The following is a 26,923-nucleotide window of genomic DNA, read 5'->3' on the forward strand; positions in this document are numbered from 1 at the left end:
CGTATGCTTGAATTGTTTACCGCCAGGAACTTTATCACTGCTGATACCAATAGATTTTGAATAGAAAAGCGTGGCGCCAGCCAATGCCATAGGCCCTGCTTTCAAATAGGCAAGACGGTTTACGTTGGCTAATACCTTCGATCCTTCTACCAGCGATGCCGACGGCGCCAATGTGGTAGTTGCCGCTATGGCAATCGCTTGGCTGGCTTCTTTAAAACGCCCATTACCATCAACACCAGTTTCACAGGCTAAAGTATCGCAAGTTGCAATCTCATTTTTCTTAAGTACTTGCTGAATGGTGCTTAAAAAACTTATTTTATCGGTGAGTAGTGGTATGTTTTCATTAATTGATGTTGAGTGTGCAGCAATGAGTAAAGTGCTAAGTTTGGCGGTTGCTTCTGCCTTATTTATTTCATTCAATTGTTTGTTTAATTCAGTTTCTAATACAGCCAAACGCTGTCGTTCTGCTTCTTGTTCACAATATTGTTTATCACGTAAATGATTAAAATGGGCTTCGGCCTCATTTTTATGGTGATGGGCTTGCTGGATTTGTTGGTGACAATGATCAAGGTGTGCTTTTAAATGATTTAGTTCGTCGTTTGCACGATTAATTTCATCTTTCATTTGACTCAAATGTTTTTTCCATCCATTTAAATCTCTATGTGGACTACTATTAATAGATAATTGCTTAAAACCCCTACCTCCAATGCGCCTCGGGCGATTGGCAGCCTCGATAAAAATACTATTAATTTTATTGAAATTATCATTTAATGAATTAATGTGTTGTTCTTTTTCTCTAACCTGATTTTCTGTCTGGTTTTTATTGCGTTCCGCAATTATTATAGATTCACTGGTCTCTTGAGCTTTTCTTGCAGCAGCAGCAAGTGGATGCTTTGCATCATGAGCATCTAACTGCCTTTTATATTCTTCCTCTTGACGCCTTAATTCAGCTAGTTGACGGTCATGTTCCTCCTTTTCTCTTGCCATATCTTGCATCTGACGTTCATATTCTTGCCTATGTTGTTCGGCTTTTTTTCTTGCTTGTTCTTCCGCTCTTGAAGCATTTATCAGATCGCCAGCATTTTGCATCGATGCTTTAATATTGGCAAATTGAGCATTGAATACTGCCGTACTTTTGTTACGATTCGCGATGCCGTCGGTTGTAAATTTTTGTTGTTTTATAAATGTCTGCTGTATTCTATTCTGCATGTCTCTCTGTAATGCAGAGTTTCTCTCCATACTGGCTTTCAAATTATCTGTGGTAAATTTCTGACCCTCGATCAACCGTTTCACTTGTTGCTGTTGAGCATCAAGTCTGGCAGATTCTGTCGCAGTGACTTTTAAATTTGCAAGTGCAGCCTCAATGACTAATCTTTTCGATTGTAAAATTAATTCTGAGGATTTTAGATCTATTGGTACTTCCTGTGTTGTTTCTCTAGCAGATGCTTGTCCTGTAGCGACGTGGCCACCACCAGCAGTATTACTCACGTCACAAACTGGAATGCCTGAAGCCGCACTAAACTTACCGGTAGGATCATCAACAATGCACATGCTTCCCGGTATAGATGGGTTTCCCTGAATGACCACTGTCGCTTCCATGTTGTTTCCTATGTTTATTATTGCATTCGAAATTAAATATCGCTTCATGTTTATGGAATGTTTAATTTCACCCAAGGCAAATAAACCACAGGAAAAGTCACGGAATGTTAAATGGGTGAGAGGATAAATTTATATTTTAGACTCATGGATTAATTGTTCATTAAATAAATTGGTTATATTGGCAAAGGTTTAATCATTGCCAGAATGACTATTGTGCGATGCCGTGGAGTAGTAGTCTATTTAACATGCATTAACGCTACCATAAAAATTATCATAATTAGAAAACAATAAGTATGATAAACCTATCTATACTAAAGTGCAGTAGAAAATCGTTTTCTGTATTGGTAATTTGTTAAGACAAATTATCTGGATTTTTGAGAGTTATAATATGATTGATGTTTTTAGTAAAATACAGGAAATAGATTTGTCAAAATGCACACGATCATTATTAGATCAACTGAATTTTTCATTCATTATACGGAATAAAGAAGGTAGATTGATTTATTGCAATCAAGCTACAGCAGAATTATATGGTGTGAAGTCCCCAAGCTGTGCAATGGGTAAACTTGATAATGAAATTAAATCTAAGCTATTTGACGATGTTGAAGTGGTGGACGGGTTTAGTAAACAATATAAAAAAACGTGGGAAACGGAAACATCTTATTCTACGCTTGAACTACACCCTACAGCGGTAGACTATCCATATATCTTTCATAAGATTCCATTTTTTAATAACAATAAAGAATGCGTAGGCATGTTTGGGTATGACAAAAAACTTAATGTTTACTCAATAAATGACTTTATCAAGCGAAATCTCCCCGGCTCATTATTGCTGACCAAACCGGATGATTATTTTACCGAGCGCCAATGCGAAATATTTTTTTACCGACTACAAGGGCTAAAGGCGAAAGAAGTCGCAAAGAGATTACATCTTGCAGCTAACACCTTTAACAATTATATGCAGACGCTTTACGATAAGGTCGGCGCTAATAATCTTGATGAGTTTATAGAATTCTGCGAGAAGCGAAACTATCACCGTTATTTGCCGAAACGGTTCTTGACCAGCGAGGCGATCACCTTTGATAGCTCGATAATCTAACCGTATGGCGGTATTAGCAAAATACGCTATAACCCTCGTCCGGTAGGGCGGATAGCCGTGACTCCATTATGCCAGGGACACTTATAATGACTGATATGCAGTTGGGTTCTCCTGGAATATGATCGTGAATGCGATACCCTGCCGGTGCTATACCGCATTTCTGGTTATTTTTCTAATATTACATTTTGTTACAAATGTTCACTATGGATGCCCATTTGCCTCCCCCTTACTAACATTGCCTTAAGCATGCCCCTATATGCTCTTCTTTATCATACTGAGGAGGGTTATGAGCATGACTACTGCGGCGCCGTTTCACTTGGTTTTGGCTCGGGAACCCCAGCACAAAGCAATTCTGCAAAAATATATTCAAGAAGAATATCAGCGGGAATTCAATGCCGTTATTCCTCATTTTCTTCCTTATATATTAGGACTTTATCGTGCTGATGGTACGTTGATTGGCGCCTGTGGCCTTAATCCCGCCATATCCGGCGCACTCTATCTCGAACATTACCTTGACCGACCGGTAGAACAGGTGGCGTCAAGCAAGTTGAATAAGCCGGTATCACGTGTTGGATTGGTAGAGATTGGCAATTTTGCCTGTGCCGAATCGGGCAATGCTAGAACCATGTTTGCCGCGTTATGCCGGTTGTTATTTGAAAACCAGCTTGAATTTGTGGTTTTTACCGGTACACATAAGCTGCGTAATGTTTTCCATCATCTGCATTTAGTCCCGGTGGAGCTCGCCGCGGCCTTGCCGGAGCATATCGGCGCAGAGGCGCAGTCCTGGGGCAGTTATTATCTAAGCTCACCGAGTGTGATGGTGGGGGACTTATCACAGGGTTTTCGTATTCTCAGTAAGAGCAGTATTTTATTATCGTTATTCGGGCCCATGCCGGCTATTTTCCCCAAACCGCAAATGGCTATGCTATGACTTTATTTGACCGCATAGCAGCTATAGCCGCAGTTGATCCATCCCGCATGGCACTTTGCGGCCCTGAACAGGGTTTGAGCTACGCCGAACTCCATAGTCAAGTGAACGCGCTGGCCCAACAATTATTGAACGAAAAGATCGCGCGGCTAGCCCTACTGCTTGATAACGGGTTGGAGTGGGCTTTGGTCGATTTGGCATGCATGCTGGCCCACATTGTGATTGTTCCTATCCCGATGTTCTTCAGTGCCCAACAACAAGAATGGTTATTGGAAAGCAGCGGTGTGGACGCACTGATCGGTCCGGCACGTGATGGATGGAATACCACCAAATCCTTTCATTTACCGTTGCAAAGACGGGTTCCGATAAACCCGGTAGTGCTACCGTCGAATACCGCCAAAATTACCTATACTTCGGGGACCACGGGTAGACCCAAAGGGGTTTGTTTGAGCGTAGCGCAGATGATGATGGTTTCAGAATCCATCGCGCAACGAGTGGCACCGGTAAATATTCAGCATCATCTAGCACTGCTGCCGCTTGCCACTTTATTGGAAAATATCACCGGTATTTATGTGCCGCTGTTGGCTGGTGTGACGAGCAGACTACCCCCATTGCAGGTGATTGGCATGACGGGTTCCAGTCAATTTTCTCCGAGCATACTGTCTCAGGCGTTGCAGCGCTGGCAACCTCACAGTGTGGTGTTGGTTCCCGAATTGCTACGCCTGTTAGTCAGACTTTGTGCCATGCAACCCACGTTATCTTCGCACTTTCGTTTTATTGCGGTCGGCGGTGGTAAGGTTGCTCCAGGGATGCTGGAGCAGGCACAGCGGGTGGGTTTACCGGTCTATGAAGGATATGGGCTATCGGAATGTGGTTCGGTGGTCGCCATGAATGGCCCAGGCCGGGTCCGGAGTGGATCGGCTGGTAAACCGTTGCCTCATTGTCAGGTCACTATTGCCGACGATCAAGAAATCCTGGTCAATGGGACGTCAATGCTTGGATATATCGGTGAGCCTAACGTGACCGATACCATTGCCACCGGCGATTTAGGCCATATCGACGCAGACGGTTTTTTATATATAACTGGGCGCAAAAAAAATGTGATGATTACCGCTTTCGGCCGCAACGTCTCACCGGAATGGATTGAAGCCGAAGCGCAACTTTGTCCGGCAATTGCCCGCGTGGTGTTATTTGGCGATAACATGCCGGTTAACGTTGCTGTGGTGCAGATTGTGCCTGGTTATGAACCACAGCTTGACGAGCAAATCGCCCTTTTGAATAACCGCATACCAGATTATGCACAAATTCACCATTACATCATTGCGCAATTTAGTAGGGAAAATGGGTTGCTTACCGATAATGGTCGCCCAAAACGGGAACATATATTTAACCGATATCATGCCCAGATTAATCAGTTGTGCTCGGGGAAAGACCAATGAGTTTTTATGTTGAATTACAAAATCACACCGCTGTTGAACGACAATACCTGCTTTCTGCTCCCGTGATTGAATATTGCCGTAGTGGAAATATTAATGCCTCTATGTATATCTCTTTTCTGACTCAGGCATTTTATCATGTCAGCCATACTGTTCCGTTATTGATGGCTGCGGGTAGTCGATTGAATATGGATCAAGAGTGGGTGCGCGGCGCAATTGCTGAATATATAGATGAAGAGTATGGGCATCAGGAATGGATACTTGATGACATTACTGCCTGCGGTGGAGATGCTAACACCGTGCGTAAAGGACGACCAGGATTGCCTATAGAATTGATGATTTCTTTCCTTTATGACCAAATCAACCGCGCTAATCCTATGGCGATATTCGGGATGGTACAGGTTCTGGAAGGAACCAGTGTAGCCATTGCCACGACAATTGCCGGACAGCTGGAAACAGGGTTGGGCCTTCCTGCGCAAGCAACCCGCTATTTAAGTTCCCATGGCTCACTTGATAAAGAGCATTTAAAGTTTTTTGAAAAACTAATGAATAAAGTTGATAAACCAAACGATTGCGACGCGATTATTCATGCCGCAAAAGTTGTCTATCAGCTTTATGGCGATATGCTGCGCAGTATTACGGAGCCATTATGAAACTTAAAGGCAAGCGTATTTTGTTGACCGGCGCCAGCGGTGGCATTGGTCGTGCGCTGTCAATGGAATTGGCTAACCATGAAGCCTCGCTTTTTTTACATGGGCGAGACGTCAAGGTGCTGGACTCGATTAGACGAACATTACCTTATCCTGAGCGTCACCAAATTATTGATGGTGATCTCGGCTCCGTAAAAGACAGGGTTTTATTACAAAGTGTCATTGCCCGAAATGGGGGTATTGATATTCTGATCAACAATGCCGGCACCTGTCGGTTTGCATGGTTAAAAGATCAATCTGAAGACCATATCGCTGAGCAGTTGTCGCTAAATATTCAGGTCCCGGTGCTGCTCAGCCGCGCAATGCTTCCTTACTTGAATAACCCAGGGATCATTATGAATATTGGCTCGAGTTTCGGCGGCATAGGTTACCCTGGTTACAGCATCTATTGCGCCAGCAAATTTGCGCTTCGCGGTTTTAGCGAGGCTTTAGGCCGTGAACTGGCTTCAACGGGAATAAACGTGCTCTATTTTGCGCCCAGAGCAACCCGTACTCCGCTTAATACCGCTTCAGTAAATGCCTTAAACTCAGCATTGGGAAATCGCGTCGACAGCGCGGAGTGGGTTGCCCAGCAGGCCGTGTTGGCTTTAAGTAAAGAGCACAAGCGTCTTTGGCTCGGCTGGCCAGAGAAAATATTTGTAAAAATCAACGCGCTATTTCCGCATGTGGTGGATAATGCCATAGCAAAAAAGCTCAATGTGATTGAACAGCATTCCCATGATTTGCCTGACAATGAGCATTCATCATGAAACTATTCTACTTATTAATTCTTCTGCTTAGTACGGCAACGGTCTACGCACAGGATGATTTGGCCGCAATACAAAAGCAGTGGGCGATTTGTGAATATCAGGTCCCTGCGAAGCAACAAAGCGACTGTCTGGAAAAGCTGAGTGTCAACGCCGATCGGATCAGTAGCCAGGATCATACTCGTGTCGATATATTAATTTGGTCGGCAATTGTCAAGAGCAGCTGGGCCGGTAGCAAAGGAGGACTTGGCGCACTGGGTCTAGTGAAAGATGCAAAACAGAAATTGGAATTGGCTCTACGTCTCAATCCTGAGGCATTGTCAGGTTCGGCCTATACTAGCTTGGGCGCGCTGTATTATCAGGTCCCCGGTTGGCCGATAAGGTTTGGGGATGACAAGCGGGCAGAGCAATTGTTGAAGCAAGCATTGGCTATTAATCCGGATGGAATAGATGCAAATTTTTTCTATGGTGATTTTTTATTGGAGCAAAAACGCAAGGATGAGGCGCGGCGCTACTTGAACAAAGCATTAAAGGCGCCAGTTCGTCCCGGTAGGGAGCTGGCTGATCGGGGACGACGCCAGGAAATTGAGCAGCGTTTATTGAAACTTCAATGATCGGCTATTTCATAGTTACATCATTCGAATGACACAAAAGCGGCAACGCAACCCATCCTCGGTAGCTTACGACACAGTAATACTGGGGGGGGCCGAGGCCGAATCTGCAGCAGCAGATTTGAACGTGACCTGTCACAGGTAAGGCCCAGGCCCAGGTAAGGGCCGAGTATTACCAACAGGTTTGTACTGTTGAGTTTTGCGGGGATACACAATTTATTGTTGCTGGTAGCCAAGGCTATTGCACCCAAGGTGATTGGTTATGATTTTTATGAGGGAAATATGAAAAACAGATATGGGTCTTTGCAGATATTTTTTCATTGGACAATATTTATTTTAATTGTCGTTACTTATGCTGCAATGGAGCTTAAAGGTTTTGCCGCCAGAGGTGGCAGTTTGCGGGCGACGCTACTGACCGTTCACTACACAACTGGTGTAAGCGTTATGCTGTTGATGCTTGTGCGAGTGGTGGCAAAATGGTTTTCTACTACGCCGGATATCGTTCCCGCGCCAGCTCGTTGGCAAATGTTTTTCGCTAAATTGATACATATTGTTCTTTATATCATGTTCATTGGGTTACCCTTGTTAGGTGTGCTCTCACTGTACTTTGGCGGCAAAGAATGGACATTCTTTAGCTATACGATGCCAGTAACTGATGCCCCTGATGGGATGCTGCAATTTACCTTAAAAGATCTCCACGAATTGATTGCTAATACCGGATATTTTATTATTGGGTTGCACGCATTGGCAGCGCTATTCCATCATTATGTTGTTCGCGATAATACGTTAATTAGAATGCTGCCTGGCAGAAGAGAAAAACTTATTGAAAACAGTGGCGACGATAAACATTAAGTCACACGGTTAGCTCCGGGCTATCGCGATGCAGGCTACCATACATAATATATCTTAAATAATCTGCGTTGCCCGAAGGCGGTGACGCAGCGATCAATCTGTCGGTAACCGACAGGAACAGCGGATGTGCTTGTACCGAAGCATGGGTCTATGCGATGAGATTAATCCTTCGCTCCCGCGCTGACTCAGGCAAAAGTCTGGGGTGAGCGAAGGGAAAAGCCAAAAACCTGAAAAGTGAAGTTTGGCAGGTATTGGATATATACCCTAAATAGTTCGAGTTGCAGGAAGGCGGCGACGCAGAGACAAATCTGTCTGCAGGAGCAGATTTGAACGCGACCTGTCGCGGCCACACTAGGGGCGAGGCCCAGGGATGGGCTGAGTATTGCCAACGTACCTGCCGCTTGAAGTATAACGGGTATACATACAGGTTAGCACCATGCGGCGTGATAATGCATCCTCATGGTGCATTTTGCGTAGTTGATGTTTATCTCACCGTCTCTATAGCCACGAGAATAGAGTTAACTGGAATAATATATTGGTCATAACTTATTCTTATTTAACTGTAAAACGTGTTTTTTCTCATTTTTACTGATGGTAATTTTATATTTGGTCTGTTTCTTGCAGCCTCTGTTACATAAGTAATGGTTAAGCTGCGGCGGAGGCAGAAATGAATTTAAGGCGACTCAAATATTTTGTAAAAATCGTCGATATCGGTAGCCTAACTCAGGCGGCGGAAGTTCTGCATATTGCTCAACCGGCATTGAGTCAACAGGTTGCCACTCTGGAAAGTGAATTAGACCAAAAACTTCTTGTACGAACAAAACGGGGTGTGACGCCGACTGAGGCGGGTAGGATCCTCTATTCACATGCTCGTGCTATTTTGCAGCAGTGTGAAATAGCACAAAAAGCCGTGGGCAACGTAGACCAAACCTTAAATGGGCACGTTTCCATTGGTCTGGCTCCTGGAACGTCTTCCTGCCCACTGATTATGCCGCTACTACAATCGGTACGTGACCAATATCCGCAATTGACCGTCTACCTGCACGAAAACAGTTCTACAGTGCTTAATGAAAAAGTCAGCAGCGGCCATCTCGATTTAGCCGTGCATTATGATCCTGCGATATATGCAGGAATTAATAGCCTTTCATTATTAAAAGAAGATCTCTATCTGGTGGGCACCCAGGATGATCCTGGCAAGAGCATTGAATTAAGCGCTGTCGCCAATAGACAACTTTATTTGCCCTGTGATTTTTCAGCCATACGTAAACGTGTCGACGAGGCTTTTTCACTTCGACGACTGAGTGCCAAAATTATTGGGGAAATCGACTCTATTGCCACGCTGACCGCTGCAGTAGCCAGTGGTATGGGCGCCGCAGTATTGCCTGAATCGACCGCTACCACAGTAGTTCGTTCGGCGAATGCCTGGATGTCACGCATTATCAGTCCCGGTTTGCCGCTGCCCTTGACGTTAAATATGTCTTCACGGTTGCCTTTATCACCCTCGGCAATGGTGGTGAAGAACTTACTGACGTCTTTAGCGACATCAATCCGACCAGCGCACGAAAAACAGGCGTTACTTTTGGCAAGTTAATCAATAATAAGCTTGGCTATGTGTCACGCAACGGTTATCCCATGGGGTAGCCGTTTTTATTTATGCAACAGACTAAAACATAAAAATTTTAGATTTATCACGGTTTTTTTCTAGCAAAAAAAGTCGTTTGATAAAAATTAACATTATAAATTATTATGCTGGAAAATTTGGGTGCATCAGGTTTTTGATAAGTCGGTCGAGTCATCTTTATCACCACAAGGAGCTACAATGAACAACTTGCTATCTCAATTGCTGATCACGCTAGCTCAAAAAGAAGCCTCAGAAAAGGATCTTCATGCCATGGTTGAATCGTTAGAAATAGTAGTCGCGGCACTGATATCTTCTCTTGGCCGAGAGAAAACTACTGAAATCGTTGGCTTAGTTGATACAGCGTTGCAAGAAATGCGGCAACGTTCGGACGTCTCCTACCGAGCTGATATCGATTTATTGAGTAACAATATTGCCCGGATAACCGGTGTTGCCAAGCGTCGATAAAGTACGAAGCGGTGCTGTCAGACGGTCTATTTCAGCTCGGTGATATGATAGGATAAGGGACAGTTTTTTTTATCAATCAACCAAGATAAAAATCTGTATAAATCATGTTGTATAGTTTTTGTCACTGGGCTAAAGGTCCTTTTCAGAAGGATATTATTAATTTTTTTTAACACGAGCATTCTTCTGCCCGTCGAATATACTATTTCTAATAACAGATAATAAATGTGATCTAAATGTAGGTATTTTTTTTCGTTAGCAGGTTAATAATTATGAAGACACTAGGGTTTATACTTGAAAATACGCTTGAAGAAATTTGCGCCGGAAGGAAGTTGTTCACTCCCGAAGCAGCTACGCAAGACGCAGTGGACGATTTTCAACAGGTAGCAAAAGCTATCAGTTATGCAGACAGTGAGGGGTTAGTAGAACATTGCCAATTTGGTATTGCTGACTTTACCGCAAAATTGACGTTTTCTCGCGTGATGGTAACAGGTGGCGTGACGGAACTAGGATACGAATTTTTACGACAGCGATCTAACAATCGTGAGAAAAAATTCGGTTGATTAGCGCTTTGATGATGTTTAACACGCAGTGTTGCGTCATAATTACCAATGCTATCTCTTTTCATAACGTATCTACTTATAACATATTTGTGCAATTTCTCAGTGAGATAGCGCACGTCTACATGTCGGGTGGATATTCCTCTGGTGGGATAGCCACTTTTCACCTATCGTCTGGTTTTTGGTCTGCGAGACAGGTTATTGCAATACAATAATAATTTTTTCCTGCTCACCCCGGTCTTTTTACTTGAGTCTACTCCTGGGAACTGGGGAACCTCATCCCTGAGGCCCCCTACAGGCCAGCGCAAGCACTGTTCAAATCTGTTCCAAACAGATTTATTGCTACGTCGCTGCTTTCCTGCCACTCAAGTTAACTAGGGTATAGTTACTTAACAAACTGCCACACTGAGCAGGGAACCTTGTCAAAGAGTTTGCCCATGGTAAGTTCGGCTAAGCGGTGATCGGCCGCGCCGTAAAATTCTACCAGTTCTTCATCAGGCAACCTTTGCTTCATATGGTCGATAACTTTTTCCAGAGTCTCTACCGAGGTGCAGCGTCTAAATTGCATTAAAAAATCAACTTTTCCCATAAATTTGTATTAATCCGTTAAAAGAGAGTGATAAATATAATATTCCCGGTGCATTGGTAAACCAGTGCTTGTTACGGCATAGGGAATCCGCCGTTTCAGTCATTGATATTAAACTCAAGGGGTTGACGCAAATCTCTCTGTTAAGATTGATGACTCGCAACCAGATAATCGTTATGGGCGAGTAAAAGCCTATAGATGGAAATCTCTAGAGCATCTCCGTTGTCTTTAACACCACAGAGGTGTTGAGCTCGCTCATTCCTTGATCTTACCTGAGTAAGTTTATCGGGGCCCATTATTTTCTGCCTGCCCATAGTTTTAAATCTATCGGACAGATAAGATAAATTGTTCGATTCCACTGCTCTGCTTGAGTTAAGCATAGCATATCATTTTGGTCCGTATTTTGAAAATGTCTAGAAGTTAAAAATCAATTTTGCGATGAGCATTGAAATTTCAAGCATAGCTCTTTCGAATAGGGTAACAAAGAGTAAATATGGATACCGTTGATGTTGTCCTATTGATATTCCCTAATGTCGGAAAAACCACCCATTGTGGCCCGAAATTGTCATATTTAACCCGCGGAACTCCCGCTGGAAAAATTATCTAAAATAGATGTTCTGCGAGATCCTCCTTGCTTATCGAGGTTATTTATATGCACAGTCGAATTGTTAGTTGACCGATTTATTATGACTGAATGTTAGTATTATTTTGGTCTTTCGATACGTTAACTGCCCAAAAGGACAATTCGGCCACAGGCCAAAAACATTGGAATAATAGGATAACAGAAAAGCGCGGGTTGGATGGCAGCCGATGACGCGCTTTTCTGGTGGGGCCTATGAGCTTAGCTAATCATTTTCAAAGTGATGCCCGCAACATGCTCACCCTGATAACGCGCGATTTCAAGTTCTGTCGCTGAGGGTTGACGCGAACCATCGCCCCCGGCGATGGTTGATGCCCCATAAGGCGTCCCGCCCCGGACCTGTGATAGATCAAACAGTTGTTTTGCCCCATAGCCTATGGGGACTAAGATAAAGCCGTGATGGGCCAATGTGGTCCACGTAGACGTTATGGTCTGTTCTTGACCACCACCGGTGCCGGTGGAAGTAAAAACGCTGCCTATTTTACCGTACAGCGCGCCCGATGCCCAAAGTGCGCCCGTTTGGTCCAGAAAAGTACGCATTTGTCCGCACATATTGCCAAAGCGGGTCGGCGTACCAAAGATAATGGCATCGTAATCGGCTAATTCATGGGGTTTGGCCTCAGGTATGCTTGGCATCGGTTTTCCACCGGCCTGGGCGAATAGATCCGCAGGCATGGTTTCAGGTACCCGCTTGATCTCGACCTCGGCACCACTGACCTTTCTTGCACCCTCTGCCACCGCTTCTGCCATGGTGGCAATATGGCCATACATGGAATAGTAGAGAATCAGAATTTTTGCCATGTGAACGCTTCCTTATAGCAATGGGATGAGTTTTTATCATCATATGCTGCGTTGGGCGCAGCGCGAAATTCAATCGACAGTTTTAAACATAATCGTTTGCTAACACTATGCAAATAATTTGTTGCGTGCGCATGAAATTGCTAAGCCGGAAAAACGGTGATGACGGCGGTGGGAGGGTGATTTGTATGACTAAATGCAGATACTAAAGATGTTGCAGTGTTAACTAAGTGACCAGAACGCCGGACTCATCCGGCGACTATTATGCTGATGCTAAACAGTGAAGGGGACCTTAGCCTTTTCCAGAACGTTATTCTGGTGCTGCAACATCGTGATGTTGTCAGGCACGCGTAGGTATATGTTATAGCGCATTATAATTATGCAGGCAGATAACTAACCGAATGTTCAGGACTTTCACTTTTAGCATCGATCACCACACTCCACAAACCGCTATAAGGCACTCCTAAGTAGGCGCTCGCACGGTCACTGACCCCTAAAATATCGCCAAAACCCAGAACAGAGTTGTAAGTGGTCTGCTGATTTTCAGATAATAAATGAATATTACATTTTTCAGAACAATGCACCACTACGGTGTCGCCGCCGAATAATTTCAGTCGGGTACGGATGATAGACATGAAACAAACTCCCCACTTTCGATGATAAATACGTTTTCCCCGCACAGTCCTTCACCTGGAGTATTTCATTGGTAGGCTAAAAGAACCGCAGTTGTTATAGAATCATTGAGTCACTATAAAAATGATGACTTTAATCAAATTTTATTGAGTTTAAAAAAAATAGTTGAAAAAAACCAACTGCAGCACTAGTGGTAATTTTGCAAAGTAATTAAATTAATACTATAAATTTTAATGAGTTAATATGGTTGTGAGGGTATGTGTTGACCAAACTGTACCGTCAGGATATGCGGATATCGTCTGAATCGGTGTCATTGGGCCGTGTCCTGCATTTGACGTAGCCACCAGGTTGACCAGGGCGAGAAGTTGAAATGTCAGTGAGCACTGTCTCGCGATGTAAGCGTACTGGACATAAAATTATCGAAAGGACATCTTTTTTCTCGTTAAAAACATAAAAAACAATCCTACTGACGCTAATTGTTCTTTGATTATGCTGTTGTTGAATATAACTACGGTACATATATTGATCACGTGTGGTCCATACAAAGAGCGATCTGGACGTATTAATGAATGGGTTACAATTTATACTGTTTAAAAAAGAGGGTTTACTGCTTATCGACGGTAAATTACGGGGGATTGCATCAAACCACATGGTGGTAGTAGAAGAAAATTCGTTTTTTATTAAATCGAATCAAGATGATATTATTATTATCACTTGTTATCCTGTAAATTTATTACCATTCTATCAAGAGCTTATTTCCCCGATGATTTGCAAAGTATCCTATTTCGACCACAATAAAAAAAGATTTAAAATCTTACCTGTAGATAATTCGGTAATAGAAAGTGCAAAAAAACTAATGGAAATGGATATGAATTTACCTCTTTGTTTTTTATATCTTTATTGCCTAGGGGCTGATAAGCAATATTTTTCTGATTTACTCCATCAGTTTATCGGTATAAATATTAATGATACGTTGCTCGATTTTTTTGAGAAAAACTACCACAAGCAATGGCCAGTAACACGTTACGCACAAGAATTGGAACTTTCAGTACATAAGTTAAATTCATTTTTTATTCAACAGTACGGCATGCCTGTAAAGAAATGGCTGATAGAAAAACGTCTTAAAAAAGGCGGAGAGCTGTTGTTAACTTCCACACAGCGGGTGGCTGATATTGCCTTACAGTGTGGCTTTTGTAATCATGCACATTTTAGTGCATTATTTCGCCGACATTTCCATATGTCGCCTTCGCTATTTAGGACTAGGACTAAAAAAAGATAGAAGTTATCAATCTCTTTTTGTTTAATATACAACCATCATTGTTAACAAAGGGTTAATGATGGTGGCAATGCGACCAAAAGAATTAGCCTTTGGGCGCGGTTCTTTGCATAGTGTCAAAAAAAAACACGAAACATTTGACAGTGAAGGCCGACTAGATAATAATGCTCGGCGTTGGGTCGTTAGCTCAGTTGGTAGAGCAGTTGACTCTTAATCAATTGGTCGCAGGTTCGAACCCTGCACGACCCACCAACACAAAACACCGTATTTAGGTTTACATTATCCTTCATAATATCCCCTTATTTATTCTTAATAAAAAAATAATTTTTTATACAATTTGTGCTTAAATAATACGTTAAGCGACGCATAAATCACCTTGTTGCCTCAATCAGCCCCCTCCATATAATTCTCTTAGCACCGCCAATGATAAGCAGTACAGCATTAGCTATAAAATCACTACAGGCCATAAGCGCTATCGAATATATGCAAGTTGCCCGTGCTACTGTTCAATAGCCAACGACATGACATATATAAAGAGGTAGCACGCTTGTGTTATCGATCCGTGTAGGGCTCGTAAGTCCACCATGCACAGCTCTCGCTGGCTTAGCTCAATGCCGCCACTTTTATCGATAATATAAATCGCCTATAGCCTAAACAATGCAAATGGCAGGAAAGCGGCGACGCAGCGGCAAATATATCTGGAACAGATTTGAACATCGCTTGCGTTGGACCGAAGGATGAACCTGATCGCTGAGGTTCATCAATCCCCGGGCGCTGACCCAAGCAAGTGGCGGGGGACGCGAAGACAGATTTGTATGAACAGATTTGGATACAACCTTCCGCCGCCCCGTTAAGGCTGGGATTGCCAACATGCATGCAATCTGAAGTATGATAGGTTATAACTCTTGCAACAGGGAACCGCCGCGAAAATGCTTGCGATTGTCGACGTACCTGAAAATGAAAGATTTGGGTATATTCGCTTTTGTGGATTGAGGGCAGAGAATAACCAAGAATAAAGGGAGAGATAATCTATATTGTTGTATGCTTATAAAGCCGGATGGAGTAGCAAATGGCATCCGGCACGGTATTTACATTTTTAACCGACTAACAAGCGTTACTTATGCTTGTTTGCATGTGCTTTTGGGTTTTGTTCTTTATCATGTCCCGGTTTAGTTTGCATGGTTTGGTGTTTACCCTCACCTGCGGTAGTAGCTTGAGTCTCATTTTTGCCGCTTTTGGACTCAGTTGATTGAGTGTTAACACTGCTTTTACTTGAATTTTCACCAGGTTTCTTGGACATACCTATTCCTTAACCATAGATAACTGCTATCTGTCACTTCGCAATGGGTGACCGGGTAGATACTGCGCTTTTACTGGGCTGGAAATCTGGATATAGATCAATTTTTTCCGTTATTATACCGATATTATCTCTGTGGCTTGGGGACAGCATTGCCGTGTCCATCGAGAGTGAGAACCTTTACCTACCACTGCAGTTAATCCATATAAAATTATCAATAATTACAATTAGTTATTGGCATCGTGCTCGGTGTTTGATAAGCATATCGCTGCGACGGTTGTGCCAAAAGAGGGCTTGCATAGAAAGCGCTATATCTTTATAATAAAGTTCAATAAGAAAAATCAGAAACCTTTAAATTATTTATTTTCATAATGCTACGATATTATGGTAGTGCTCTGGCTGTATGCGGGGCACAATAAATTCCTTCGGATCTCTATAAGCGTTCAGATGAAAAATCATAACAGTCGTATTATTAATGATAAATCGCTTATTACTGAAAGCACGACCTCCAAGGTGGACCGGTGGCGCTCAGGAATCAATGCATCGTTGCTTGAATCCAATTTTTCACACTCACAGGCTGAGCATTTACACTGGACCGTCGAGGCACATCATTTCGATGTGTTTATTTGTGGACGGTTACAATCCACGGCGCAAAGCCTGATTAATTTTCCCCACAAATATGATAATCTAAACGATCATTTTATTTTGATGGCAGTCGTAACCGGTGGTATTGAAGGTAAAGCTGGCCGTTTAGATATTAATCTTTCTCCCGGTGATGTTGTCATTTTAGATGTTTTGCAACCAATAAAAATGAACCTTATCGAAAGCAGGTTAGGGAACTATATTGATGTGCTTTATATGGCAATCCCTCGGGCCTTATTATTCGAAATTGATAATAGTTGTGAGTTACACGGGAAAATAATTAATCAAAAAGATTTCCTTAGCAAGATGATTGCGTCTAATATGGCTTCTTTATTGAGCTATAGCGCTAATTTTAGTGATGGCGAGGTTAATAAAGTCGCCCGGCCTATTATTGATTTTGTGATTTCAGCAATACGATCCTCTCATGCACCCATACAACCTATCATGATGGATACCAAGCTGCATATAATCACCCGAGTATGTGATTTTGTGCAAGAAAATCTACGGGTTGCCGCATTGGGTTCAGAACTGATTTGCCAAAAATTTGGCCTCTCACGTTCCTCTTTATATCGGTTATTTGAGCCTTTTGGCGGCATCATGGCCCACATTCGCAAAAAACGGGTGGTCGCGGCAACCAGAATGTTGCTCAAACCTCAATACCGTCAATGGAAAGTGGCCGAAATTGCGTATTATTGGCAGTTTGAGCCGGCTGCATTTAATCGGCTGTTTATCTCAACTTACGGTCTAACGCCCAACCAAGCGCGCAGGGAACATCATGAACTATGGGCCTTGGAAAATATGAATGAATCTCAAGTGGTCTGGTTAAGTTCATTGTAAATACAGCCCTGGAAGAAGGGGTGCGGACCAGGTGCATAAATCCAAAAGGAGCTGGTGCCATACGCCTTCGGATACCAATAGAAACTTAAGGCTTGGTCGAGGGTCCACAAGAGCAGGTTATCAAGCTGCTGCAAGTACAATTTCCGACATTTTGTGGGCTCCCTTGTGGCACGGGTGCGGAAGTATGCCGTGGTTCAATGCATCCACTGAGGCTTGATACGACTAAAGTAACAATCATCCAAAAAAAAATCTTGCTCATCATGATCTCCCGCCATTTCTATTGATTATAGCGTGCTTTTGACCGCATAAAGTACAGTTTTTCTCGTTAGTTCAATAGGAAATTATGATTTGTAGCAGACTGTTTGGTTTTAATTCAAGCCATAACCTATGCGCCAAAAAATCACCAGCAACCACGCTGCTGCTGACCAGAAAAGCGTTGCGCATAGCAGGGCGTAAGACAGTCGCATCGAACCGACCAAAAAATAGAGTGAGATTAAGTATACTAGATAAGGAATCGTTGCCCAGATGCCAAAAATGATAGTAGAACGCAGAGCGTCTATGCCACGCGCGTTGCCTACAATGTAATGCGCTATTAGCGCGAACGTTGGGAACAAAGGAAGCAACCCTGCTAGATAATAATTGCGTGTTTTGGATAATAAGCCAATCAACACAACCACAAGGGCGCCCAATAGTGCCTTAAGTATTAGATTCATTCATCGTAAACATCGCTGAGGACGGGGGATGAATATTATCATAGTTATGTATAAGGTTTTTGACCATACCGTGGCATATGGCTGGGGCACTGCCACGGTATGAGCCGCTTTGCCGCCTTTACTGCCTATAAGCGAACGTAATCTGCTTAATTGTATTACTAAAAACTTCCGCCTGGGCGGGATCTTCCAGTTCAGTGATATATTTTTCCATTTTCATAATCACCTTACCCGCGTCCGCCTGGCCCATAGCCTTCAAGATCAGCGTAACCATAGACTTCATGCAGTTCAGCTCCTGCGCCAGTACTGCCGCGTCCTTATCGGTAGAAAATTCAACATTGCCCATTGCGTTTCCTCGTTGCTCAATTGTCGTGTCAGCCGCGTCGGCTACCTGGGTAACCATAACCGCCCGTTTCCGGTTGATTATAACAGATTTTGTGCGAATATTTAACGAAACCTGGTTTAACACCCCGAAGTGTGAAGTCGGGTCCAAGTCGGACATTTTATTTAATTTGTTAGGTAAACAAGGTGATTGATACGGTTAATTAAACGTGAGCAGCAATATACATATGCAGACTTAAAAAGTGAAAATTGAAGTAATAATTAATCTTTTTCGCTGAAAATATTTTTGATAAAAATTATTTAGAATAATAAAACAATTAGCAAATTATCCGATAACCAACTGTTTTTATGAGTGCTTTTTAAGCAAATAGCCAAGAAGATTTATGTCTTGGTCCTCGTTTGCCCGGTTTGGTATTACGTTGGTAAAACAACGGTTGTTAGGGCGAAATTCTCTTGCGAAGGATTCATTGATCTGTCTAAAATGAGTCACTTAAAATTTTGCTGTTGACATCTTTTAGTATTAACGAATTTCTGTATTCATTATTTACTTGAAAAACAGTAATATTATGCTACAGAATTTGATTCAGATTACATCATTCCCTTTTTTGGTTTTTGGAGATTTTCTCTTTGATAAGCGTTTTTCTTGTTGATGACCACGAATTGGTGCGTGCAGGGATACGGCGCATTCTTGAAGATATCAAAGGCTTTAAGGTCGTTGGAGAGGCGCAGTGTGGCGAGGATGCGGTAAAATGGTGCCGCAGCAATTGTGTCAATGTGGTGCTGATGGATATGAGCATGCCAGGCATCGGTGGGCTCGAGGCGACCCGTAAAATCATACGATATTCCCCTGATATCAAAGTTATCATGCTCACTATTTACACTGAGAACCCGTTACCTGCTAAGGTTATGCAGGCGGGCGCTTCAGGTTATCTGAGTAAAGCTGCGGCACCGCAAGAGGTGATTTGCGCCATTCGTTCGGTCAATGCGGGTAAGCGCTATATTGCCTCTGACATTGCGCAGCAGATGGCGTTAAGCCAGTTAGAACCACAGGCTGAGACGCCTTTTGAATGTTTGTCCCAACGTGAACTACAGATTATGCTAATGATTACCAAGGGGCAAAAAGTGAATGAGATTTCTGAACAGCTGAACTTAAGCCCCAAGACAGTAAACAGTTATCGTTATCGAATGTTTAGTAAACTTAACATCAACGGTGATGTGGAGTTGACCCATCTGGCCATCCGCCATGGGTTGTTTAATGCGGAGAATTTATTTAGCAGTGAGTGATAGCTTCAATCCAGCAGAATTTCTCAAAACCGTGACCAGCCAACCCGGCGTGTACCGTATGTATGACGCGTCGGAAACGGTCATTTATGTCGGTAAAGCAAAAGACCTGAAAAAACGTCTGGCGAGTTACTTTCGTCTACAACTTTCCAGCCGAAAAACGGAAGCGTTGGTCAAGAGCATTGCGCAAATCGATGTGACCATCACGCACACCGAGACCGAAGCATTGTTGTTAGAGCACAACTACATCAAGCTATTCCAGCCACGATATAACGTATTGCTGCGCGATGATAAATCCTATCCGCTAATTTTTCTGAGCGGCGATACCCACCCCAGGTTAAGTGTTCACCGCGGCGCCAAACACGCGAAAGGGGAGTACTTCGGTCCGTTCCCCAATGGGTACGCGGTACGGGAAACGCTGGCGTTGCTGCAAAAATTGTTCCCTATACGCCAGTGCCAGGACAGTGTGTACCGCAATCGCTCCCGACCTTGCCTGCAGTACCAGATAGGCCGTTGTCTTGGCCCCTGCGTAGAGGGACTTGTCAGCGACGAGGCCTACCAGCATCAGGTCGATTATGTCCGTCTGTTTTTGTCCGGCAAGGATCAGCAGGTGCTTAATCAATTGGTTGAACGCATGGAACTGGCCAGCAAGGCGCTCAACTTTGAAGAGGCAGCGCGCGCGCGCGATCAAATCCAGGCGGTGAGAAGGGTAACCGAAAAGCAGTTTGTTTCTGGCACCGATGAGGATTTGGACGTTATTGGTGTGGCATTCGACGCTGGAATGGCTTGCATGCATGTCTTATTTATCCGTCAGGGCAAGGTATTGGGTAGCCGCAGCTATTTTCCTAAAGTACCCCAAGGTACTGAACTGGCCGAAGTGGTACAGACTTTCGTTGGACAATTCTATTTGCAAGGCAGTCAAATGCGGACGTTGCCCGGTGAAATTCTGCTCGATTTTTCTCTGCCGGAAAAAGATCTTTTGGCCGGTTCGTTAAGTGAGTTGGCGGGCAGAAAAGTCCAAATACAAGCGCATCCCAGAGGGGATCGGGCGCGGTATTTGAAACTGGCGCGCACTAACGCCTCGACGGCGTTGGTCACGAAATTATCACAGCAATCGACTATCCATCAACGCCTCGCAGCGCTGGCCGAACTGTTGGGCTTACCGGCCATTCAGCGTATGGAGTGTTTCGATATCAGCCATACTATGGGTGAGCAAACCATTGCGTCTTGTGTGGTGTTCGATGCCAATGGGCCGGTACGTGCTGAATATCGCCGGTTTAATATTGAAGGCATTACGCCGGGGGATGACTATGCGGCAATGACTCAGGTGCTTCGCCGTCGCTATGGTAAAGCACTTGAAGCATCAAAAATTCCTGAAGTGGTGATTATTGATGGTGGCAAAGGCCAACTGGGCATGGCTATCGACGTGTTCGCACAACTGGACGTACCTTGGGATACATCACAGGTGCTGCTGCTGGGTGTCGCCAAAGGCGCCGATCGCAAGGCTGGCCTGGAAACGCTGTTTTTCAAGGCGCACGGCGAAGGCGTATCGTTACCTGCTGACTCACCGGCCTTGCATGTGATTCAGCATATTCGCGATGATTCACATAACCATGCCATCACAGGACATCGCAATAAACGCGCAAAAGTCAAAAATACCAGTGCATTGGAATTTATTGAAGGTGTAGGCCCTAAACGGCGCCAAACCCTGTTAAAATACATGGGCGGATTGCAGCCTTTGCGCAACGCAAGTATTGAGGAGATTGCGCAAGTGCCAGGTATTTCAAAAGCATTGGCAGAAAAGATATTTAATGCATTGAAACACTAGCGGCATTGTAGCAACATACTCGTTATCTTCACCTTGGCCAGATAATTAACGTAGCGTTATGCAATTGAATATACCGACTTGGCTTACGTTGTTGCGTGTCGTAATGATACCATTTTTCGTCCTGGCTTTTTATTTGCCTTTTGCTTGGGCGCCATTGGCATGTGCCTTGATCTTCATCCTCGCGGCTGTTACCGACTGGTTTGATGGTTTCCTGGCGCGGCGCTGGAAGCAAACTACCCGTTTTGGTGCATTCCTTGACCCGGTAGCGGATAAAGTGATGGTTGCCATTGCACTGGTACTCGTGGCGGAGCATTTTCATGCTTGGTGGATAACCTTGCCTGCCGCAACTATGATTGCCCGTGAAATTATCATTTCAGCTTTACGGGAGTGGATGGCGGAAATTGGCAAGCGCAGCAGTGTCGCGGTGTCTTGGATTGGCAAAGTGAAAACCACTGCCCAGATGTTGGCGCTAGTGGCACTATTATGGCGCCCCGATCAATGGGTGTTGGGGATAGGTATTGCTGCTTTATACATCGCTGCGGTGCTAACCTTCTGGTCAATGTTTCAATATTTGAACGCCGCTCGCCATGATTTGTTCGAACGGTGATCGAAGCGCCTTAAAAACCAACAAACGAGCGCATCACCACGATAATTCTATTGACTAGCGACGTCATGTCAGTAGAATGCAACGCATCGAAAGCAACGACCGGTTGTTTGAGATAACTTGTTAAAACAAATTAGTAATAACAAGCAAATAGCGAAAAAATTCATCGATGCGGGAATAGCTCAGTGGTAGAGCACAACCTTGCCAAGGTTGGGGTCGCGAGTTCGAGCCTCGTTTCCCGCTCCAGATGTACAACGAAGCCTTATAAAGGCGATAAAGGGCGCGTTGGCAGAGTGGCCATGCAGCGGATTGCAAATCCGCCCACCTCGGTTCGACTCCGGGACGCGCCTCCATAGTATTACAGTTTTCGACGCCCGGGTGGTGGAATCGGTAGACACAAGGGATTTAAAATCCCTCGGCTTTATGGCTGTACGGGTTCAAGTCCCGTCCCGGGTACCACCAAGAATTCGTAATAAAAACAAAGTAGTATGATCAAGTTGATGCCGTCGTGAGACGGTTTTTTTATGCCCGCGATTTGCCTCCATTCCCCAAAGTGACTACAAAATGACTACATTGTGACTATGACGTTTTTCGAGCGTTAGACGTGGGGTTGTTGCGGAGCGTTCGGATGACCAATCAAAGAGGCAGCGAAACACTATTTTTTCGTATTTCGCGTTATTTGTTTTTCTTTCCGCAAGATAAATATCCATATTTAGATAAAACCGGCACTACGCTAATTAAGAACATCAAAGCGACATTTGCACCTGGTTACCTGCGGTAGGGTGGGGGATAGCAGGCTGTATTTGACCTGGTACCATAATAGACCTGGTGACTGATTCCATACTGACAAACGTATGGCCGCAATTGATGTTGGTGCATTGATGGTAACGCTCTTTGGTGCTCTCACTGAGATAACGACTCGATCGGGCATGTGCGGCATGACGACAAAGCGGGCAGTGCATCATATTGGTATCTCCTTGATCTCATGAGTTTGTGGCACCCATTCTATCACTAAATTCAATAATGTGGATATTAATTCAATATTGACTGGTCATTCACTTTCGTAACTAACGTCATTTAACAACACTTCCAGCTCCAGGGCAGTGGTATAACCGCTGTTGCTCAGGTTATGGGTGACCTTGCTGATTATCCATTGCTGTTCGTCGATCACCGATTTAAAACCCTTCACCGTCACCGGGGTTTCCGGGTAGAGATCTGCCCGGCCCAGGGCCAGGGTTAACGAGAACTCGGCGACGCCGCGTTGTAGTTTGTTCCATTTGGCAGTAGCGGCGCGCATGGCGGCGGCCTTGGTGGCGTAAACCGTGGTCAAGGCAAACACGTTATCCTCGCTGCCCACCAGGTATTCCCCCTCTTTGGCCTCCGGCGTTTTAGGTGTCTTTTGCACTTTGGCTTTAGTTGTTTTGGCTTTGGGGTGTTGCAGGGCGCGCAGGTGCTGGACTTTCGGTTTGCGCTGCACTTTGGTTTTAGCCTTGGCGGTTTTCTGCTGCGGGTCTTTGGTATGCAGCCAACTGGCAGTCACGCCGGTATAGGCTCCCCGATCGGCAATGCTAAAACTGTGCCGATCGCCGTCGCGGCGTTCGATGCTTATCTGTGGAATGGCTTTGCCGGATACACTTTTGCCGCCGCCGGGTTTAAACAGCATTAACCGGCCTGCTTTGATGGCCGCCACTGCGCCGTTAAGCTCTGCCAGCCGGGTAATAAACGCCGCGTCGGTTTCCTGGGTTTGGTCGATATGGGTGATTTTGATCGACTTCAACGCGTCCGACACCATGGCGGTAAGGTTATTGCGGCTGGCAATCTGGTCGACCACGGCCCCCAGAGTGGTATCGTGATAGGACACCTCGCGGCGGGAATTCAGCGTGCCGCGAAAATCTGCACTGCGGGCGCGGATGGTCAACGTATCCGGCGCGCCGTGGTGCTCCACTTCATCCACGGTAAAATCCCCTTTGCCGGTCAACGCCTCGCCCTGCCAGCCCAAAAACACACTGACTACCGCGCCACGTCCGGGCATTCGTAATTGCCCGTCGGCGTCGTCCAGTTCAATATCCAACTGGTCAGCCTCAAAGCCGCGATTATCGGTCAATGTCATCGACAGCAGGCGCGGGCGTAGATTGGCGGTAATATCCTTGTCGTTGATCCGCACACGAAAGTCCGGCGCGAGAGTGGCCCCGGCGGACGGCATCAGGGTGGTGATCATGACCAGAGTCCCCCAAGGGTAGTTTTGGCTTTGTCGGCCAGGGTTTGTACCTTGCCCAGCAGGTTGTCGGCCTGGGCTTTCATATCGCCAAACATGGCGGTCAGGCTTTCATCTACCCGCATCAGATTGAGGGTAAATTCGATGCGCCGGGCCGCGCCGTCAGCAAAAAACTCGCTGCGGGTTTCGCTAAAACTGGTCACCACAAACATGCCGTAAATCCGCCCGCTGCCTTCAATCAATGGCCAGGCTTTGCCCTGGGATGCCATGGTCTCCAGCGCCAACAGCGACAGCCGTCCACCGGTGACCTCTGGCAACAGCGTGCCGGATAGGGTAATGGTGTCGTTATCCGGGCCGAGGAATTGCGCCGCCGGGATAAGTCCCACCCGGCTATTGGTTGGCCAGCGGTATTCCAGAGAACGGTTAAGGTTTTGGTACGGCACGGTGCTCAAAGTGAACACAAACAGCCCGAGGGTCATCATCATGGTGTTAGTTCCGGGGGATTATTCATGGGTCATACTGCTGCGGCTGCGGGCGCGTTGTTGGCGCTGGCGTTTGTCCAGCTCATCGGCGGCAGCACCGGCAGCGATGCGGCCCACTTCCTGTGGCGTCATAGCCTCGCCGTTGGTCGGCGTATATGGCACCGTGACATGCACGGAGGTGGCCGGAGCAGCCTGCGGCACCTGGATAGGTTTATCCGCCTGGCGAATTTGTGCCAGCATGGGGTTTTCGTCATACAGCATGGCGCCGGGCTGATAGCCATAAGCGGTGGCGGGCGCGGTGGGTTGGCCGTTGACTTTATCCCCCAGGTCGTTGGACTTGCTATCAATTACCCCCAGTTTTTCCAGCACCCAATCGATGCCCTCGCGCAGCATGTTCAGTGCGGTCAGGGGAAAAGTCAGGGCCATGGCCACACCTTCGCCAAAAATCTTACCGGCGTTGGTGGCGCTGGCCAGGGTTTCTTCGGTGGCTTTCACTGGCTCGATCAGCGTTTTGAATCCGGCCCATAAGCCCTTTAGACTATCGCCTAGCCAGGAAAGGAGCGGCTTTAGCGGGCCAAAAATCTCTATCAGGGGGCCGACCACGGCACAAAAACCTGCGGCTACGCCCATGATAAATGCTTTAATCGGCTGCCAAAATTTGCGGATAAGTAAAGCCCCGGCCACGATCGCCGCTACTGCCAACGTTACAGGCCATGCCAGAGTGGCAAAGGTGGTACCAATGACACCACCGGCAATAGCAATACCGGTACTAAGCACCCCAGCCCCGGCCAGTAACAGGTTAAACCCGGTGATCACCGGCCAAGCCGCCAGACCTAGCACCGCTAGTCCGCCCACCAACGCGGTTATCGCGCCCGCCAGTTTGGTCAACCGGCTAGTCAATTCCGGGTTCTTTTTACTCCATTCGCCGACTTTCCCGATCCAGGCGGTGGCGGATTGGGTTAAACATCGCAAACCGTTATCCTGACCCTCGAATACCTGGATGCGGAGATCTTCCCAGGCGGAGGTCAGATTTTTAAGGTCACCCACCAGGTTGTCGGTCTGTACTAACGCTACCCGTTGAGTAATGCCCTGTGAGTGCGTCAAGTCCTGGCGGCGAAATGCGAGGTTGCCGTTGTTCGCCGCTTCAATCAGGTTTTGCGCCGACTTTATCGCCTCTTCGCCAAAAATAACCTTTAGGTATTCCGTTTGTTGTGCCGTACCCAGACGATGTTTTTTCATCGATGTGGCAATACTTTTCAGGACGCGCTCAATGGGCAGGAAGTTGCCCTGCTTATCGCGGGTTTTCACCTGCAGTTCATCCAATGCATCTGCGGCCTCGCCGACCGGCGCCTGGAGACGAGTAAACACCGCGCTGACCCCGGTTCCGGCCATGCTGCCTTTGATACCATTCTCCGCGAGGACGCCGAGCATAGCGGTGGTATCCTCAATGGTTGCACCGGCCGCACGGGCAATGGGGGCGACGTACTTCATTGCCTCGCCGAATTCAATCAAGTTGCTGTTAGCGCTGGTAAAACCTTTGGTCATCACGTCCGCGACCCGTCCGATATCGCGGCTGGGGATATGAAAAGCGGACTGCATATTGGTGATGATATCTGCGGCCTGGGCAATATCCACTTCCCCGGCCAGCGACAGGTTAACCGTGGTGCCGGTGGCGGCCAGGATGGCATCCGCACCCAGGCCAGAACGCGCCAGCGTGGTTTGCGTGCGCGCCACGTCGGTGGGGGAGAATGCAGTGGTGGCGCCGATCTTTCTCGCCTGTTGGCGCATGGCTTGCAGTTTTTTATCCTGCTTGTCCAGATCAAGAATGGCTTGGGAGCTGGACATCTGGCGATCAAAATTCATTCCTGGCGCAATTAAACGTCCTTCGGCATATAACGCACCGGTAGCGGTGGCCAGCGCAACGGTACTTTTCCCGGCAATGCTTCCCGCTAAGGCTTTACCCGATTGATAGCGTTGCTTGATTTGGCTCAGCCGCTGCTGCTGTTGGCTCAGCCGGGTGAGCGCATCGCGCTGGCGATTCAGCGAGCGAGTAACGGTATCGGCATTGTCACGCAGGCGCTTTTGCTCCGAGGTCAGCCGGTTGGTGGCGATGCCCGCGCCGCTCAGT

General features: G+C 45.8%; 26 protein-coding genes and 4 tRNA genes. 19 read left to right on the forward strand and 11 right to left on the reverse strand.

The genetic code is table 11. From position 1 onward, the window contains the following. A partial coding sequence (locus SJI19_RS22435) for a hypothetical protein (protein WP_323480491.1) occupies nucleotides 1–1,599 on the reverse strand: 1,599 nt, incomplete at its 3' end. A gap of 388 nt (nucleotides 1,600–1,987) precedes the next feature. Here SJI19_RS22435 and SJI19_RS22440 point away from each other — a divergent pair. The 10 genes from SJI19_RS22440 (at nucleotide 1,988) to SJI19_RS22485 (ending at nucleotide 10,627) form a co-directional block, all read left to right on the forward strand. Further along, complete coding sequence (locus SJI19_RS22440) at nucleotides 1,988–2,698, forward strand: LuxR C-terminal-related transcriptional regulator (RefSeq protein ID WP_323480492.1); 711 nt, start codon at nucleotides 1,988–1,990, stop codon at nucleotides 2,696–2,698. Between the two features lie 286 nt (nucleotides 2,699–2,984). Then, the gene (locus tag SJI19_RS22445) at nucleotides 2,985–3,629 is read left to right on the forward strand and encodes a thermostable hemolysin (protein WP_323480493.1); all 645 of its coding nucleotides are present in this window, start codon (nucleotides 2,985–2,987) and stop codon (nucleotides 3,627–3,629) included. Beyond that, nucleotides 3,626–5,065 carry an AMP-dependent synthetase/ligase gene (locus tag SJI19_RS22450; protein WP_323480494.1) on the forward strand — a complete coding sequence of 480 codons (1,440 nt, stop codon included), beginning with the start codon at nucleotides 3,626–3,628 and terminating at the stop codon, nucleotides 5,063–5,065. Before SJI19_RS22445 ends, SJI19_RS22450 begins: the two co-directional genes overlap by 4 nt. After that, nucleotides 5,062–5,715 (forward strand): iron-containing redox enzyme family protein, encoded by a 654-nt coding sequence (locus SJI19_RS22455; RefSeq protein ID WP_323480495.1) that lies wholly within the window; start codon nucleotides 5,062–5,064, stop codon nucleotides 5,713–5,715. The genes SJI19_RS22450 and SJI19_RS22455 overlap by 4 nt, the downstream gene beginning before the upstream one ends. Next, nucleotides 5,712–6,521, forward strand: a complete 810-nt coding sequence (locus SJI19_RS22460; RefSeq protein WP_323480496.1) for an SDR family oxidoreductase — start codon at nucleotides 5,712–5,714, stop codon at nucleotides 6,519–6,521. Before SJI19_RS22455 ends, SJI19_RS22460 begins: the two co-directional genes overlap by 4 nt. Then, nucleotides 6,518–7,132, forward strand: a complete 615-nt coding sequence (locus SJI19_RS22465; protein ID WP_323480497.1) for a tetratricopeptide repeat protein — start codon at nucleotides 6,518–6,520, stop codon at nucleotides 7,130–7,132. The genes SJI19_RS22460 and SJI19_RS22465 overlap by 4 nt, the downstream gene beginning before the upstream one ends. 189 nt (nucleotides 7,133–7,321) lie before the next feature. Beyond that, nucleotides 7,322–7,981: a cytochrome b561 gene (cybB, locus tag SJI19_RS22470; protein ID WP_416347587.1), complete on the forward strand. Its 660-nt coding sequence runs from the start codon at nucleotides 7,322–7,324 to the stop codon at nucleotides 7,979–7,981. Between the two features lie 667 nt (nucleotides 7,982–8,648). Then, entirely contained in the window at nucleotides 8,649–9,572 is a 924-nt protein-coding gene (gene nac / locus SJI19_RS22475) for a nitrogen assimilation transcriptional regulator NAC (RefSeq protein WP_323480498.1), read from the forward strand. Between the two features lie 228 nt (nucleotides 9,573–9,800). Further along, the gene (locus SJI19_RS22480) at nucleotides 9,801–10,067 is read left to right on the forward strand and encodes a sigma-S stabilization anti-adapter protein IraP (protein WP_323480499.1); all 267 of its coding nucleotides are present in this window, start codon (nucleotides 9,801–9,803) and stop codon (nucleotides 10,065–10,067) included. 269 nt (nucleotides 10,068–10,336) lie between these two features. After that, nucleotides 10,337–10,627, forward strand: a complete 291-nt coding sequence (locus tag SJI19_RS22485; protein ID WP_323480500.1) for a hypothetical protein — start codon at nucleotides 10,337–10,339, stop codon at nucleotides 10,625–10,627. Nucleotides 10,628–11,009: 382 nt separating this feature from the next. Here the strand turns inward: SJI19_RS22485 and SJI19_RS22490 are convergent, their stop codons facing one another. From SJI19_RS22490 to SJI19_RS22500, 3 genes are all read right to left on the reverse strand, one after another. After that, entirely contained in the window at nucleotides 11,010–11,213 is a 204-nt protein-coding gene (locus SJI19_RS22490; protein ID WP_323480501.1) for an HHA domain-containing protein, read from the reverse strand. An 838-nt stretch (nucleotides 11,214–12,051) separates the two neighbouring features. Next, nucleotides 12,052–12,651, reverse strand: a complete 600-nt coding sequence (gene wrbA / locus SJI19_RS22495; RefSeq protein WP_323480502.1) for an NAD(P)H:quinone oxidoreductase — start codon at nucleotides 12,649–12,651, stop codon at nucleotides 12,052–12,054. A gap of 374 nt (nucleotides 12,652–13,025) precedes the next feature. Further along, nucleotides 13,026–13,283, reverse strand: a complete 258-nt coding sequence (locus SJI19_RS22500) for a DUF1883 domain-containing protein (protein WP_323480503.1) — start codon at nucleotides 13,281–13,283, stop codon at nucleotides 13,026–13,028. Between the two features lie 563 nt (nucleotides 13,284–13,846). On the opposite strand from SJI19_RS22500, the gene SJI19_RS22505 reads away from it, so the two are divergent. Then, nucleotides 13,847–14,560, forward strand: a complete 714-nt coding sequence (locus SJI19_RS22505; protein ID WP_323480504.1) for an AraC family transcriptional regulator — start codon at nucleotides 13,847–13,849, stop codon at nucleotides 14,558–14,560. A gap of 173 nt (nucleotides 14,561–14,733) precedes the next feature. Next, nucleotides 14,734–14,809 (forward strand) — tRNA-Lys (locus SJI19_RS22510). An 862-nt stretch (nucleotides 14,810–15,671) separates the two neighbouring features. On the opposite strand, the gene SJI19_RS22515 is transcribed toward SJI19_RS22510, so the two are convergent. Continuing rightward, on the reverse strand, nucleotides 15,672–15,857 hold the full coding sequence (locus SJI19_RS22515) for a hypothetical protein (protein ID WP_323480505.1): 186 nt from the start codon (nucleotides 15,855–15,857) through the stop codon (nucleotides 15,672–15,674). Nucleotides 15,858–16,301: 444 nt separating this feature from the next. On the opposite strand from SJI19_RS22515, the gene SJI19_RS22520 reads away from it, so the two are divergent. Further along, entirely contained in the window at nucleotides 16,302–17,333 is a 1,032-nt protein-coding gene (locus SJI19_RS22520; protein ID WP_323480506.1) for an AraC family transcriptional regulator, read from the forward strand. 368 nt (nucleotides 17,334–17,701) lie between these two features. Here the strand turns inward: SJI19_RS22520 and SJI19_RS22525 are convergent, their stop codons facing one another. Then, nucleotides 17,702–18,046, reverse strand: a complete 345-nt coding sequence (locus tag SJI19_RS22525) for a GlpM family protein (protein WP_323480507.1) — start codon at nucleotides 18,044–18,046, stop codon at nucleotides 17,702–17,704. A 118-nt stretch (nucleotides 18,047–18,164) separates the two neighbouring features. After that, complete coding sequence (locus tag SJI19_RS22530; protein WP_323480515.1) at nucleotides 18,165–18,389, reverse strand: DUF2594 family protein; 225 nt, start codon at nucleotides 18,387–18,389, stop codon at nucleotides 18,165–18,167. 623 nt (nucleotides 18,390–19,012) lie between these two features. On the opposite strand from SJI19_RS22530, the gene uvrY reads away from it, so the two are divergent. The 6 genes from uvrY (at nucleotide 19,013) to SJI19_RS22560 (ending at nucleotide 22,557) form a co-directional block, all read left to right on the forward strand. Then, on the forward strand, nucleotides 19,013–19,669 hold the full coding sequence (uvrY, locus tag SJI19_RS22535; protein WP_323480508.1) for a UvrY/SirA/GacA family response regulator transcription factor: 657 nt from the start codon (nucleotides 19,013–19,015) through the stop codon (nucleotides 19,667–19,669). Further along, nucleotides 19,641–21,494, forward strand: a complete 1,854-nt coding sequence (gene uvrC, locus SJI19_RS22540; RefSeq protein ID WP_416347588.1) for an excinuclease ABC subunit UvrC — start codon at nucleotides 19,641–19,643, stop codon at nucleotides 21,492–21,494. The genes uvrY and uvrC overlap by 29 nt, the downstream gene beginning before the upstream one ends. A gap of 58 nt (nucleotides 21,495–21,552) precedes the next feature. After that, a complete protein-coding gene (gene pgsA / locus SJI19_RS22545) occupies nucleotides 21,553–22,101 on the forward strand; it encodes a CDP-diacylglycerol--glycerol-3-phosphate 3-phosphatidyltransferase (RefSeq protein ID WP_323480509.1) in 549 nt (182 codons plus the stop codon). 168 nt (nucleotides 22,102–22,269) lie between these two features. Continuing rightward, a tRNA-Gly gene (locus SJI19_RS22550) sits at nucleotides 22,270–22,344 on the forward strand. Between the two features lie 33 nt (nucleotides 22,345–22,377). Beyond that, nucleotides 22,378–22,451, forward strand: a tRNA-Cys gene (locus tag SJI19_RS22555). A gap of 19 nt (nucleotides 22,452–22,470) precedes the next feature. Next, a tRNA-Leu gene (locus SJI19_RS22560) sits at nucleotides 22,471–22,557 on the forward strand. 287 nt (nucleotides 22,558–22,844) lie between these two features. Here SJI19_RS22560 and SJI19_RS22565 read toward each other — a convergent pair. The 4 genes from SJI19_RS22565 to SJI19_RS22580 form a co-directional block, all read right to left on the reverse strand. Beyond that, on the reverse strand, nucleotides 22,845–23,063 hold the full coding sequence (locus SJI19_RS22565) for a DNA-binding transcriptional regulator (protein ID WP_323480510.1): 219 nt from the start codon (nucleotides 23,061–23,063) through the stop codon (nucleotides 22,845–22,847). Between the two features lie 86 nt (nucleotides 23,064–23,149). Beyond that, nucleotides 23,150–24,316, reverse strand: coding sequence for a phage late control D family protein (locus tag SJI19_RS22570; protein ID WP_323480511.1), 1,167 nt, complete (start codon nucleotides 24,314–24,316; stop codon nucleotides 23,150–23,152). Next, entirely contained in the window at nucleotides 24,313–24,798 is a 486-nt protein-coding gene (locus tag SJI19_RS22575; RefSeq protein WP_323480512.1) for a phage tail protein, read from the reverse strand. Before SJI19_RS22575 ends, SJI19_RS22570 begins: the two co-directional genes overlap by 4 nt. Before the next feature lie 18 nt (nucleotides 24,799–24,816). Then, the coding region (locus SJI19_RS22580; protein ID WP_323480513.1) for a phage tail tape measure protein at nucleotides 24,817–26,923 on the reverse strand (2,107 nt) is incomplete at its 5' end.

It is taken from the genome of Acerihabitans sp. TG2, assembly GCF_035013185.1.
Taxonomy (GTDB): Bacteria; Pseudomonadota; Gammaproteobacteria; order Enterobacterales; family Enterobacteriaceae; genus Acerihabitans.